We start from the raw sequence: 13,015 nt of genomic DNA, 5'->3' as shown, positions 1-13,015 counted from the left end.
ATTATTCTCCTTCTGCAGCGTTGGTAGCTGCTTTACGACGAGAACGACCACGCTTCGCTTCTGGACGATCGCCACGAGGACGACGACGCTGACGCTCTTCACCATTACGATTTGGAGCTTCTGCAGGAACTTCGCCATTTGGCAATAATTCACCTTTGTAAACCCAAACCTTGATACCAATAATACCGTAAGTTGTGTGAGCTTCTGAAGTTGCGTAATCGATAATTGCACGCAATGTATGTAGAGGTACACGACCTTCACGATACCATTCTGTACGAGCAATCTCAATACCATTTAAACGACCTGATGATGCAATCTTGATACCTTGTGCACCCATACGCATTGCGTTTTGCATCGCACGTTTCATCGCACGACGGAACATAATACGTTTTTCTAATTGCTGAGCAATTGAGTCGGCGATCAATTGTGCATCAATTTCAGGTTTGCGAATTTCTTCAATGTTTACGTGAACAGGCACGCCTACTAGACGTTGCAAATCGTTCTTCAACACATCAATATCTTCACCACGTTTACCGATCACTACACCTGGACGTGCAGAGAAGATAGTAATACGAGCGGTTTTAGCAGGACGTTCGATAAGGATACGACCTACTGATGCGTGTTTCAATTTACGTTTTAAGTATTCACGAACACGTACGTCTTCAGCTAACATAGCACCGAAGTCTTTGTCGCTAGCATACCAGCGAGAACTCCAGTTGCGGTTTACAGCGAGACGGAACCCCGTTGGGTTAATCTTCTGACCCATAATGACTCCTTACACGCCAACCCTAACCACGATGTGGCAGGTTTGCTTCTCGATACGGTTACCGCGGCCTTTAGCGCGTGCGGAAAAACGCTTCATAGACTGAGCTTTGTCAACATAGATCGTTGTTACTTTAAGCTCGTCAATATCAGCCCCATCATTATGCTCAGCGTTTGCAATAGCAGACTCCAAGGCTTTTTTAAGAATGACGGCAGCTTTTTTAGGGGTGAACGTTAGAATATTCAACGCTTGAGCAACTGATTTACCACGGATAAGATCCGCTACCAAACGAGTTTTTTGCGCTGAAATATGAACACCACGAACAATAGCAGTAGTTTCCATCGCTTACCTCTTAGCCTTTTTGTCGGCAGCATGACCCTTAAATGTACGGGTATGAGCAAATTCGCCCAATTTGTGACCGACCATGTTTTCGTTGATGTACACAGGCACGTGTTGACGACCATTGTGTACAGCAATTGTTAACCCGATAAAATCAGGCAACACTGTTGAACGACGTGACCAAGTTTTAATTGGTCTCTTATCTTTGCCCTCGATCGCAGCTTCAACCTTTTTCACAAGGTGTGCATCTACAAATGGGCCTTTTTTGATTGAACGTGACATCTCAATGCCCCTTATTTACGTTTACGACGAGAGACAATCATATTGTCTGTACGCTTGTTACGACGAGTTTTGTAACCCTTAGTAGGAGTACCCCATGGGCTAACTGGCTCGCGTGCTTCACCTGTACGACCTTCACCACCACCATGTGGGTGATCGATCGGGTTCATTGCCACACCACGAACGGTTGGACGAATACCACGCCAACGCATCGCACCAGCTTTACCGTACTGACGCAAGCTATGGTTTTCGTTACTCACTTCACCGATAGTAGCACGACAATCAATATGTACTAAACGAACTTCACCAGAACGTAAACGGATTTGGGCGTAGATACCTTCACGAGCAAGCAACACAGCAGAAGCACCCGCAGCACGAGCTAACTGAGCACCTTTACCTGGCAACATTTCAATACAATGAATCGTTGCACCTACTGGGATATTGCGGATAGGCATTGTGTTACCTACACGGATAGGCACTTCTTTACCACTTAACAAAGTAGCACCCACTTCCAAACCACGTGGAGCGATGATATAACGACGTTCACCGTCAGCATAGCACAACAAAGCAATGTGAGCTGTACGGTTTGGATCGTATTCCAAACGTTCTACTTTCGCTGGAATACCGTCTTTATTACGACGGAAATCAATCACACGGTAGTGAGCTTTATGACCGCCCCCACGGTGACGAACGGTAATGTGACCGTTATTGTTACGACCAGAACCACGTTTTTGAGGTTCTAGCAAAGCAGCATAAGGAGCACCTTTATGTAGCTCAGGTGTTACCACCTTAACCATACCACGGCGACCTGCTGACGTTGGTTTCATTTTAACTAAAGCCATTATTTAACCTCCGCCAAGTCTAATTCCTGACCTTCTTTGAGGCTAACGTAAGCAATACGAACATCCTTACGACGACCTACGAAACGGCCCGCACGTTTAGCTTTACCTTTACGCACTAATACAGAAACAGATTCAACTTCAACTTTAAAAAGCATTTCAACAGCTGCTTTAATTTCTGGTTTAGTGGCATCCGATGCAACACGTAATGCAAACTGGGGCTTAGCACCAGATTCAGCGATAAATGTTGCTTTCTCTGTGATCACGGGAGCCAGAATCACTTGCAATAAACGTTCTGCTTTCATCCTAGCATCTCCTCTAATTCAGCAACTGCTGCCTTCGTAACGATCACGTTCTTGAAGTAAACCAATACGTAAGGATCAACATAACGAGACTCAATTACCGCAACTTTTGGTAAGTTACGAGTAGCCAAGAATGTATTCTCATCAACTTGGTCTGTAATAACAAGAGCAGACTCTAAGCCTAATGCTTTCAAACGAGCAGCCGCTTGTTTTGTTTTTGGGCTATCAAAAGTGAACGAATCCACCACAGCCAAACGATCTTCACGAACTAATTGTGACAAGATAGACTTCATACCACCACGGTACATCTTCTTGTTTACTTTGTGAGTGAAGTTTTCATCTGGAGAGTTAGGGAATGTGCGACCACCTCCACGCCATAATGGTGAAGAAGTCATACCAGCACGAGCACGGCCAGTACCCTTTTGCTTCCATGGTTTCTTAGTGCTATGTTTTACAGTCGCACGATCTTTCTGAGCACGGTTACCACCACGAGCGTTAGCTTGGAATGCCACTACGATCTGATGTACCAATGCTTCATTATACTCACGTGCAAATACGTCGTCAGAAGCACTTACTGTAGAAGTTGCCTGACCTTGTTCATTTAGGAGCTTAAGATCCATTATTTGGCTCCTTTAAGTGTCATTTTAATAGCAGGAAGAACCACAACATTCGAGTTCTTATGACCAGGAACAGAACCTTTTACCAACAACAAACCACGTTCTGCATCCACGCGAACGATTGATAGGTTTTGTGTTGTAACAGTTTCATCACCCATATGGCCTGCCATACGTTTACCAGGGAAAATACGACCAGGATCTTGTGCTTGACCAATAGAACCTGGAACACGGTGAGAACGAGAGTTACCGTGAGAAGCACGCTGTGCACCAAAGTTATGGCGTTTAATCGTACCTGCAAAGCCTTTACCAATAGAAGTACCTTGTACATCTACTTTTTGGCCTTCACTGAACACGCTCTCAACAGCGATCACTGAGCCTGCAGTAAATTCTGCAGCCTTAGCAGGATCAAGACGGAATTCCTTTAGGATAGAACCAGCTTCTACGCCGGCTTTTGCATAATGACCTGCTAATGCTTTTGTAACACGGCTAGCACGGCGAGTACCATAAGCAACTTGTACTGCAGCGTAACCATCTACTTCAATAGACTTAACTTGAGACACACGGTTGTTAGATACGTCTAACACAGTAACAGGAACAGATTCACCGTCTTCTGTGAAAATACGTGTCATACCGACCTTGCGACCCACTAAGCCTAGCCTAAAAGCGGCAGGTGTAGTCTGAGTTAAAGACATTATTTTTACTCCAAAATCTAGCTACGATTGGCTAGAAAGGTTAACGAAAACATTCACTTAGATTAAGTGACTAATCTAATGAATAGCCCTATACTATAACATTAAATATAGGTAAAATCAAGAAGTTATTTAAACTTTGTCGATAAAAATCAAAAAAATTGAATATAAAAAACCACACCTTCTGCCACTTCACCTATTCAACGTTACAATACAAGCATTATTTTTAACCTCATCATTGACACCTTTGCACCCGTTTTAGCAAGTAAGATGACGAGGCAAACGATTTTTTAATACCGCTAATCATCTAAAACATCATGATTAGCGTCAGATTCACAAAAGGAATATTATGAGAAAACTATTGGCATCGGTTCTGATTAGCACATCCTTATTTTCACCACTTGCCCATGCAGCGATTCCAGCGACCATTCACACGAACATGGGCGACATTCACATTTCCCTTTTTGACAAAAAAGCACCTGTGACCGTTGAAAACTTTATCCGATACGCCAAAGAGGGTTTTTATGACAACACCTTGTTTCATCGCGTGATTCCTGACTTTGTGATTCAAGGTGGTGGCATGACTCAAAGTGACGCTAATGAGGAACTGCAACCTAAAAACCCTACACACCCACCTATTATCAATGAATCAAAAGACGGCACCCCTAATTTAAAATACACCATTGCGATGGCCCGTTTTGAAGATCCTGATTCTGCTAGAGCCCAATTCTTCATCAATGTGGCCAATAACGATATGCTGAACTATAAAAACAACAATCGAGACTTTGGTTACACGGTCTTTGCAAAAGTCCAAGAAGATTCTCACGATGTCGTTGATAAAATTGAAAAAGTCAAAACCAGAACATTAGGGCCTTTTTCAAATGTCCCTGTCACCCCCGTTGTCATTACTGGTGTAACGATTGGTAACTAGGGTAAATAACCATATACTTTAACGATATATTATGATAGTCTTTGGCTCATCCGCATTGGATGGGCTTTTTAGACACTCATGATAGGAGACAATCTTGAATACACCCAATACATTAACAAGTATCGAAAAAAAACAACTGGACAAAAAACTGATTTGGCGCGTACTGGTCGTTTTATTTCTTTCATACATCATGTGTACGATCGACCGTATGAATCTGAGCTTTGCGAAAATTCAGATGGCAGAAAGCATTCCCAGCTTAACTGACAAAGTTTTTGGACTGGCCGCTGGCATCTTTTTTATCAGCTATGTTTTATTTGAAATTCCCAGCAATTTACTCTTTCCCAAAATAGGGGCAAGACGTACCTTTAGTCGCATCATGGTACTATGGGGGCTGACTACCGTTGCCATGATGTTTGTACAAGGCCCCACTAGCTTTTACGTACTAAGAATTTTATTAGGTATCTTTGAAGCTGGCTTTGCACCTGGCATGGTGTTTTATCTCACCTATTGGTACAGTAACCAAGACCTAGGCAAAGCTACCGCCGCGACGATGTCGGCAGGAGCCATTTCTGGCGTGATTGGCGGACCAATTGCGGGTTGGATTATTGCTCACTTTGATACACATGCTTCATTGATGGGTTGGCAATGGATGTTTTTAATCGAAGGAGGCATCACCGTTATTTTGGGCGTTTGCGTATATTTTTTACTTGCCGATCATCCTGAACAAGCAAAATGGCTCACCCAAAAAGAAAAAGCTTACCTAGCCTCATACAGTGCCTTTGCCACAGAAAAAAACAAAGTGAAAGGACAGTTCCTATCAGTGCTTAAAGATTTTCGCGTCTATTTGATGTCCTATTCCTATTTCTGCGTGATTGCATGTTTGTATATCATCAATTTTTGGTTACCCACGATGCTCAAAGAAGCTGGCATTCAGGATATCCAAACTATCGGAAAACTCACTTCCATTCCTTGGCTAATTGCCATCGTTTGCATGTTTTTGGCCGCCAAAAGTTCCGATTACTTCAAAGAAAGAAGATTTCACAGTGGCTTACTCATGTTACTAGGCACGCTAGTGTTGATTAGCTCTTGCTTCCTGCCTCACAGCATTCATACCATCATGATCACCATGAGTATTGCAACGGCCCTTATGATGGCCTCATACACAGTATTTTGGACCATTCCTAGCGAATACTTTGCAGGCAATACCGCCGCAGGAGCCATTGCCCTAATAAACAGTATCGGCTTGATGGGCGGATTTGCTAGCCCCACCATAATGGGTTGGCTAAAAGAAGCGACGGGATCCACACAATCTGGGATCATCATTTTTTCAGTCCTAATGGGCATTGGTAGTATCGTGATTTTGTGCAACAACTACCGTGCAGCCTTACAAAAACGAGCATAAAAAAAGGGAGTATCACACACTCCCTTTCATATTTGCATCCGCATGTCAGACATTGCTCAACATCACAAGCCTCGCATCATCACTGTGCAGGACAATCTTCAACCTCACCCCACGCGTGATTCGCACCACAATACAACTGTCTAACCTCTCTAATGCAGGCGGGTCTTTCATTAAACCCTTTTGCTCGACATTCGCTCATTGCACGTTTAAATGAGGACACCCACAGCGGTGCTTGACTATCCATTACATCCACTTTGAAACGATTATGATCGATCGTTTCCACATCCTCGGTATGAGCAATATTCGTTGCTGTGCTGCCTTGAACAAAATTAAACTGAATCGACGAACTAGACAAAGCCGCGGTATCCGCCTGTGTTCGATTATCTGGATCAATTCGCCAATCCACAATAGGCAATGTTTTAGGCACGCCCATGGTACCATCCATCAAAGGCTGTGGAGGTTGGTGCATAATCGGCAACCCATTTGCCGACACTGCAGGATTTAAGTCATTCGCTGTCGTATCAGCAAGATTCGATTTTGTCGGCACATTACGTCCTAATTTTTCACCTAATGGCACCCCTGCCATCACCGCCAATATGGCCAACACGATTAATATAAAAGTTATTGAACGCCAAGACATGATATTCCTTATTGATTTTCCACGAAGATTTTACCACCATGTTCTCGCATCGTATGAAAAGTAACATCAGGATTTAATTCCTGAGCCACTCTTAATTGGGCGGGAGAAGAAACTAAAAACGCTATTGCATCTGCTACATCATATGCAATATGTTGAGCATTACTATCCATGAACTTTTTCAATGCACTAGGATTATCGCTCGTTACCCATCTTGCCATCGTATAACGAGAAGGGATCAAACGCGCATCAACATTATACTCAGACTTCAATCGTTGGGCGACCACCTCAAACTGCAACTGACCCACAGCACCTAACAGCATGGTACTACCTAACTCTTGGCGGAACACCTGAATCGCCCCCTCTTCGCCCAACTGCGTTAAACCTGTTCGCAACTGTTTCGTACGAAGCGGATCTTTAACTTCAACTCCCATAAATAATTCAGGCGCAAAAAACGGTAAACCCATAAATTGTAGATTTTCGCCCTCGGTCAAGACATCACCTAAATGCAATAAACCGTGATTGGGAATACCGATGATATCGCCTGCATAAGCATCTTCCACCAAATCTCTTCGCTGAGATAAAAAAGACACCACATTATTAGGACGAATTTCTTTGCCTGTACGACAAATTTTCAAACGCATGCCTCTTTGAAAATGTCCTGAAGAGACGCGAATAAAGGCCACTCTATCACGATGAGCGGGATCCATATTAGCCTGTACTTTAAACACCACCCCCGTAAACTTAGGTTCTTCGGGCTTGACCAAACGTTGAACCGTTTCGCGAGGGCCTGGGGTCGGTGCAAAATCAACCAATGCATCCAATACCTCTTGAACCCCGAAATTATTAATGGCTGAACCAAAAAACACAGGCGTTTGCTTGCCCTCTAAAAAGGCTTGACGATCAAAGGCTGGAACCGCCTCTTGAATCAACTCTAACTCTTCTTTTGCCTTTTCATAATGCGACCCAAAGCGTCTAGCAATCTCGGGATTATCAAGCCCATTAATAAACTCATCAGCCTCATTACGTCTTTCCTGTCCCGCTTGAAACAGACGCATACGATCAAAACGACGATCAAAGACACCACCAAAAGACTTACCCATCCCAATTGGCCAAGACATCGGCACCGCATCCATGCCCAAATGATCTTCAATCTCAGCCAACAAATCTAGCGGCTGCTGCACTTCCCTATCCATCTTATTCACAAATGTGATGATAGGCGTATTTCTCGCACGACAAACTTGCAACAATCGAATCGTCTGCGGTTCCACACCATTAGCCGCATCAATCACCATCAAAGCCGCATCCACCGCCGTTAAAACTCGATACGTATCCTCAGAAAAGTCTTGGTGTCCTGGCGTATCCAACAAATTAATCACACAATCACGATATTCCATCTGCATCACCGAAGAAGCAACTGAAATACCTCTTTGTTTTTCAATCTCCATCCAATCCGAAGAAGCGTGACGACTTGCTTTTCTCGCCTTAACACTACCTGCAATTTGAATCGCCCCTGCAAATAACAATAACTTTTCAGTCAGCGTTGTTTTACCTGCATCAGGGTGCGAGATAATCGCAAACGTCCGTCTTTTCTGTATCTCGTGAAGAAAATTTTCCGCCATAATCGTATTTAAAAACAAAAAGTAAAACCATTTATTTTACTTCATCCCACGATACTTTTTTCCCTCGCCCACAAAATCTTCATAATCGTTGTGTGTACTTGGTGAATGCCTGATGCTCAAGCGTTATGGTTTGTAGATATGACAAGTCGTTCGTAAATCTGTGTTAATGAACGAATCAAGCCGTATTATTACAGCTCACACCCACCATCGTATTTTTAAACCGATCCTTTGTAGCGGTTTATTCTGAATATTTAAGATGCGATGATAAACACTGATGACGCGTAGATCCGCATATCGTTTTGAACATGTGCCTATATTCTATCTATCACTTTGAACAGATACATCCAAAAGCTGGTACTTCAAACGACGTTTAGCACGATTAGGCCATCCCATGGATTCACGGTACTTTGAGACGGTGCGGCGAGCGATAAAAATCCCTTTTTTAGACAACAATAATTGAATCTGCATATCAGACAAAGGACGTTCTTTATTCTCTTGAGCCATCATTTTCTGAATATGTTGTTTCACCACTTTGGCGGAGATGACCTTAGATTCATCAGCGTTTTGATCACGGCAAGCAACGCCCGAACCAAAAAAGAATTTCAACTCGAACACACCCCAAGGCGTATCAATGTATTTTTGATGAATCGTCCTAGACACCGTAGAGACGTGACAAGGCACCAAAGAAGCAATGTCTTTGAGGGTCAAAGGCAGCAACCCCTCCACCCCTTTTTCCAAAAAACCTTGCTGTGCTTTCATCACCAATATCGCCACTTTTGAAATCGTTTCCAAACGTGAGGCCAACTGGCCAATCGCTTGTTTGGCTTGTTCCAGCGGTTTAGCCATCTCTTTTTTATGCGTTTGAATCAATGTGGCATATTCCTGATTAATCTGCAATGTAGGACATACCTGAGGGTTCAAAGACACCGTAAAGGCCTCATTTTCCTTTTTTACCAGCACGTCTGGCACTATGTAAGACACATCTTGAGGCGACCACTGACTGCCAGGTGACGTATTTAAGTGCGTTAATAACTGATAGGCTTGTTGCACCTCACCCAAAGAAACACGAAAAGCTTTTTGCATCGCCTTTAAATCAATCTTTGACCAAGAGGAGGCTATTTGTTTCAACATTTTTTGGGCCAATACAACTGTGGCAACAGGAGCCATTCTCGCCAATTGCAAGGACAAACACTCATTAAGATTTCTTGCCCCAATCCCCGCGGGTTCTAAACTTTGTAAATGCGATAAAGCTTGCTGCAACATTGGCATCGACACATCGACATCATCATATTGCTCCAATTCCTCAAACAAATCAGGCAATTCATCGATTAAATACCCTCGCTCATCCAAATGAAACGCCAGAAACTTCACCAATAAATGCATATCATCATCCAGCATTAAACTGGATATTTGCTGATCCAGATAATCAAGCAAAGATTCTTTTGCATCGATATCCAGATTCATATCCTCATCGCTGGAAGAATAAGCAACTGCAGGCTCATAACTCAGCAAAGGATTGCTCAATGCCATTTCCTGCAATATTTCGTGTAAAGTTAAACTTGAACATTGCAACATTTGCAAAGACTGTCGCATCGACTGCGTCAAGTGTAATTGCTGTTGCTGTTTAATGCCCAGTTGTGTATTCAGATTGACCATGCCATTATTGTAACCCCTCAAAACATCACTTTTTACGGCATTCATCCATCTTGTTTTATTTGCCTATCATCGCAAGCATCCATCACACTTTCGACTGATACCCGTTCATACGTCATTGCGTGTTTTTATCGCACCTCAAAACATCACTTTTTACGGCATTCACGCTATAGCCATTATTTCTTTACCCGCTTAAACGTTCAAAATCTTAATGAATCGGCTTGACAAACTAATATTTTAAGTAGGATAATGGGTTGCTATGAATACGCAATCTTCTATATCTTTCGTATTATCTCGTTTTGCAGTTGCTTTGACAGCTGCGGTATCTCTTTGCGTATTATCTCTCCTCCTTACGATCGGTTACCGAGCCTAGCGCCCGCTCGTGGTAGTTCGGTAGCCCATCTATGCCACGAAAACATTTTCCCTATCATACTCAAACACTTTTGTGTTCTTAACTTTGGATAAGAATCATGATGCATACTAATCCTGAAAGAAAATATCAACCTTTCAAACCATTTGATAAAGACTTTTCTAGCCGAACTTGGCCCAGTAAAACCATCACCAAAGCACCGATTTGGCTAAGCACAGACTTACGTGATGGCAACCAATCTTTGATCGAACCCATGAACGCAGAACGTAAAATGCGTTTTTTCAAAATGCTTTTGGATATTGGGTTCAAAGAAATTGAAGTAGGCTTCCCATCCGCTTCTCAGACTGACTATGATTTTGTTAGAAAAATCATTGAAGAAAATCTTGTTCCAGATGATGTCACCATCGTCGTACTAACTCAAGCCAGACAAGACCTTATTCAGCGTACAGTGGAAAGTTTAAAAGGTGCTAAAAAAGCCATGATCCACTATTACAACGCAACAGCACCACAATTCCGTAAAATTGTTTTTAATAAATCTAAAGAAGACATTAAAGCCATTGCTATCCAAGGTATCCGCTGGATCAAAGAAGAAATGGCAAAATATCCTGAAACACAATGGTCGCTGAACTACAGTCCCGAAGTCTTTAGCACAACAGAACTTGATTTTGCAGTAGATATTTGCAATACGGTAGGTAAAGAATGGGGCTTATCTGCAGAAAAACCTATCATTTACAACCTACCTGCTACCGTAGAAACCAATATGCCGAATGTTTATGCGGACCAAATCGAATGGTTTTGTCGTCATATCGATCAAAGAGAACACTGCATCATCAGTATTCACCCACATAACGACAGAGGTAGTGCCATCGCGGATGCGGAGCTTGCTATGTTAGCTGGAGCTGATCGCGTAGAGGGCTGTTTATTTGGTAGTGGCGAACGTACGGGTAACGTTGACCTAGCTACCTTGGCATTAAACCTATACACACAAGGTATTCACCCAGGTCTTGACTTCTCCGACATCGACCAAATCCGCCGCACCGTAGAATATTGCAACCAATTACCCGTTCATCCTCGACATCCCTATGTTGGCGATCTTGTTTACACAGCTTTCTCAGGTTCACATCAAGATGCGATCAAAAAAGGATTTGCTCAACAAAAACCCGATGCAGTTTGGGAAGTCCCCTATTTGCCTATTGACCCAGCGGATGTTGGCCGAAATTACGATGCTGTTATTCGCGTCAACAGCCAGTCTGGTAAAGGTGGTATCGCCTACCTACTTGAACATGAGAAAGGACTAAATTTACCACGTCGATTACAAATTGAATTCAGTCGAATCATCCAACAGCTTTCTGATGCCAGTGGCGTAGAAATCAGTGCTGATAAGATTTACGATTCATTCAAAACAGAATACCTTGATCGCAAAGCTCCATGGAAACTGGTTAAACACCAAATCATTTCTAACCACGATGATTCAGACACCGTCACCATTCATGCGGTTCTAGACAATGATGGCAAAACCGTAGAAGTACAAGGGTCTGGTTCAGGTGCCTTAGAAGCCTTTGTTCGCGGATTAAACCTACCGATCAAATTCATGGATTACCACGAACACGGCATGAGTGCAGGCGAAGATACCCAAGCTGTGTGCTACGTTGAACTACGATTAGGTGATTCACCCAGTGGTTTTGGTGTCGGTATCCACAAAGATATTGGTGCTGCTTCATTCATGGCCGTACTAAGTGCGATCAATCGACATATTGCCTACGCAAAAAACCCACCCGATCTTAAAGATTAAATCACCTATCTTTATCTGGCACAGTCGCTATCCCCAGCTTCTGTGCTAGATTCCTCACCTATTCACACCCTTTCCAATCACGTCAGTTTTACAACATTCCCTCTCACGCATAAACGATTGGCCATACAACTTAAATAAATCCAATTGGATCGACCGATTGCTTACGCCACCCGATCTTAAATCCCGACACTGTTATTACGCCCAACTTCTGTGTTTGATGCCTTACCGATTCACTGACACCCTTTCCAACCACATCGGTTTTACAATATTCCCCTTTCAGGTATAAACGATTGGCCATACAACTTAACTAAATCCAGTCGAATTGAGCGATTGCTTACGCTACATTAATTACCAAGGATTTACTTTTTCCCAAGTAATATGTTCTTGATGTTTTAACGCTTCTTTCATCATGTTTAGAATAGGCCAAAGTCTTCGCTTCAAACTAACACCTTGTTCAAAGACATCGATTTTTTCCCCCTCTTCTTTGGCCTCATCCAACTCTTGATACTGTTTTTGATTATCAGCATCCTCATCTTGTGCAATCGCCCGTTCAATTCGTTCAATATATTCCGCCATGTACTCGTTGGGGAAAGCACCTTGATCAGGAATAGATTCAACGGGTTTGTTCAATGCCTTAAACAAAAGCTGAACATGTTTACCTAACATCGTTATTTCTGCAACATTCGGCGTTCTAAAACAATACAACATAATAATCTCCTCGAATAAAAAAGATTATAAAGCGTATTTTCACATCATGACTCAATCCCCCATTTCATTTCT

At 42.8% G+C, this 13,015-nt stretch carries 14 protein-coding genes; 3 read left to right on the top strand and 11 right to left on the bottom strand.

Annotated elements, in window-relative coordinates; translation table 11 throughout:
• Position 1: 1 nt before the first annotated feature.
• Genes rpsC through rplC form a run of 7 tightly spaced genes read right to left on the bottom strand, consistent with a single transcriptional unit; the run spans position 2 to position 3,831 of the window.
• Positions 2-766, bottom strand: coding sequence for a 30S ribosomal protein S3 (rpsC, locus tag IX83_RS00695; RefSeq protein ID WP_038498016.1), 765 nt, complete (start codon positions 764-766; stop codon positions 2-4).
• A 9-nt stretch (positions 767-775) separates the two neighbouring features.
• The gene (gene rplV / locus IX83_RS00690) at positions 776-1,105 is read right to left on the bottom strand and encodes a 50S ribosomal protein L22 (protein ID WP_038498014.1); all 330 of its coding nucleotides are present in this window, start codon (positions 1,103-1,105) and stop codon (positions 776-778) included.
• Between the two features lie 3 nt (positions 1,106-1,108).
• Entirely contained in the window at positions 1,109-1,384 is a 276-nt protein-coding gene (rpsS, locus tag IX83_RS00685) for a 30S ribosomal protein S19 (RefSeq protein ID WP_038498011.1), read from the bottom strand.
• 11 nt (positions 1,385-1,395) lie between these two features.
• Positions 1,396-2,223, bottom strand: a complete 828-nt coding sequence (rplB, locus tag IX83_RS00680) for a 50S ribosomal protein L2 (RefSeq protein ID WP_038498008.1) — start codon at positions 2,221-2,223, stop codon at positions 1,396-1,398.
• Positions 2,223-2,525, bottom strand: coding sequence for a 50S ribosomal protein L23 (gene rplW / locus IX83_RS00675; protein ID WP_038498005.1), 303 nt, complete (start codon positions 2,523-2,525; stop codon positions 2,223-2,225). The genes rplB and rplW overlap by 1 nt, the downstream gene beginning before the upstream one ends.
• The gene (rplD, locus tag IX83_RS00670; protein ID WP_038498003.1) at positions 2,522-3,142 is read right to left on the bottom strand and encodes a 50S ribosomal protein L4; all 621 of its coding nucleotides are present in this window, start codon (positions 3,140-3,142) and stop codon (positions 2,522-2,524) included. The genes rplW and rplD overlap by 4 nt, the downstream gene beginning before the upstream one ends.
• Positions 3,142-3,831, bottom strand: coding sequence for a 50S ribosomal protein L3 (gene rplC / locus IX83_RS00665; RefSeq protein ID WP_038498000.1), 690 nt, complete (start codon positions 3,829-3,831; stop codon positions 3,142-3,144). Before rplC ends, rplD begins: the two co-directional genes overlap by 1 nt.
• 346 nt (positions 3,832-4,177) lie before the next feature.
• Between rplC and IX83_RS00660 the strand changes: the two genes are divergently transcribed.
• Positions 4,178-4,759, top strand: a complete 582-nt coding sequence (locus IX83_RS00660; RefSeq protein ID WP_038497997.1) for a peptidylprolyl isomerase — start codon at positions 4,178-4,180, stop codon at positions 4,757-4,759.
• Between the two features lie 94 nt (positions 4,760-4,853).
• Positions 4,854-6,161 carry an MFS transporter gene (locus tag IX83_RS00655; RefSeq protein ID WP_236719519.1) on the top strand — a complete coding sequence of 436 codons (1,308 nt, stop codon included), beginning with the start codon at positions 4,854-4,856 and terminating at the stop codon, positions 6,159-6,161.
• A gap of 79 nt (positions 6,162-6,240) precedes the next feature.
• On the opposite strand, the gene IX83_RS00650 is transcribed toward IX83_RS00655, so the two are convergent.
• The 3 genes from IX83_RS00650 to rpoN all read right to left on the bottom strand — a co-directional run bounded on the left by IX83_RS00650 (position 6,241) and on the right by rpoN (position 10,121).
• The gene (locus tag IX83_RS00650) at positions 6,241-6,801 is read right to left on the bottom strand and encodes a hypothetical protein (RefSeq protein ID WP_038497994.1); all 561 of its coding nucleotides are present in this window, start codon (positions 6,799-6,801) and stop codon (positions 6,241-6,243) included.
• An 8-nt stretch (positions 6,802-6,809) separates the two neighbouring features.
• Positions 6,810-8,420 carry a peptide chain release factor 3 gene (locus IX83_RS00645; protein ID WP_038497991.1) on the bottom strand — a complete coding sequence of 537 codons (1,611 nt, stop codon included), beginning with the start codon at positions 8,418-8,420 and terminating at the stop codon, positions 6,810-6,812.
• A gap of 318 nt (positions 8,421-8,738) precedes the next feature.
• On the bottom strand, positions 8,739-10,121 hold the full coding sequence (gene rpoN, locus IX83_RS00640; RefSeq protein WP_038497988.1) for an RNA polymerase factor sigma-54: 1,383 nt from the start codon (positions 10,119-10,121) through the stop codon (positions 8,739-8,741).
• A 425-nt stretch (positions 10,122-10,546) separates the two neighbouring features.
• On the opposite strand from rpoN, the gene leuA reads away from it, so the two are divergent.
• Positions 10,547-12,235 (top strand): 2-isopropylmalate synthase, encoded by a 1,689-nt coding sequence (gene leuA, locus IX83_RS00635; protein ID WP_038501357.1) that lies wholly within the window; start codon positions 10,547-10,549, stop codon positions 12,233-12,235.
• A gap of 348 nt (positions 12,236-12,583) precedes the next feature.
• On the opposite strand, the gene IX83_RS00630 is transcribed toward leuA, so the two are convergent.
• Entirely contained in the window at positions 12,584-12,943 is a 360-nt protein-coding gene (locus IX83_RS00630; protein ID WP_038497985.1) for a DUF1840 domain-containing protein, read from the bottom strand.
• Positions 12,944-13,015 lie beyond the last annotated feature (72 nt).

This window comes from Basilea psittacipulmonis DSM 24701 (assembly GCF_000743945.1).
Lineage (GTDB): Bacteria > Pseudomonadota > Gammaproteobacteria > Burkholderiales > Burkholderiaceae_B > Basilea > Basilea psittacipulmonis.
Note: the sequence above shows the minus strand (reverse complement) of the source record. Positions and strands in the feature narration are given on the sequence as shown.

What these genes read in the sequence shown, in the direction of transcription:
- rplV (WP_038498014.1), bottom strand. Translation starts at nt 1,105, where the DNA reads ATGGAAACTACTGCTATTGTTCGTGGTGTTCATATTTCAGCGCAAAAA.
- leuA (WP_038501357.1), top strand. Translation starts at nt 10,547, where the DNA reads ATGCATACTAATCCTGAAAGAAAATATCAACCTTTCAAACCATTTGAT.
- IX83_RS00650 (WP_038497994.1), bottom strand. Translation starts at nt 6,801, where the DNA reads ATGTCTTGGCGTTCAATAACTTTTATATTAATCGTGTTGGCCATATTG.
- IX83_RS00660 (WP_038497997.1), top strand. Translation starts at nt 4,178, where the DNA reads ATGAGAAAACTATTGGCATCGGTTCTGATTAGCACATCCTTATTTTCA.
- rplD (WP_038498003.1), bottom strand. Translation starts at nt 3,142, where the DNA reads ATGGATCTTAAGCTCCTAAATGAACAAGGTCAGGCAACTTCTACAGTA.
- rplB (WP_038498008.1), bottom strand. Translation starts at nt 2,223, where the DNA reads ATGGCTTTAGTTAAAATGAAACCAACGTCAGCAGGTCGCCGTGGTATG.
- rplC (WP_038498000.1), bottom strand. Translation starts at nt 3,831, where the DNA reads ATGTCTTTAACTCAGACTACACCTGCCGCTTTTAGGCTAGGCTTAGTG.
- rpoN (WP_038497988.1), bottom strand. Translation starts at nt 10,121, where the DNA reads ATGAATGCCGTAAAAAGTGATGTTTTGAGGGGTTACAATAATGGCATG.
- rpsS (WP_038498011.1), bottom strand. Translation starts at nt 1,384, where the DNA reads ATGTCACGTTCAATCAAAAAAGGCCCATTTGTAGATGCACACCTTGTG.
- rpsC (WP_038498016.1), bottom strand. Translation starts at nt 766, where the DNA reads ATGGGTCAGAAGATTAACCCAACGGGGTTCCGTCTCGCTGTAAACCGC.
- IX83_RS00645 (WP_038497991.1), bottom strand. Translation starts at nt 8,420, where the DNA reads ATGGCGGAAAATTTTCTTCACGAGATACAGAAAAGACGGACGTTTGCG.
- IX83_RS00630 (WP_038497985.1), bottom strand. Translation starts at nt 12,943, where the DNA reads ATGTTGTATTGTTTTAGAACGCCGAATGTTGCAGAAATAACGATGTTA.
- rplW (WP_038498005.1), bottom strand. Translation starts at nt 2,525, where the DNA reads ATGAAAGCAGAACGTTTATTGCAAGTGATTCTGGCTCCCGTGATCACA.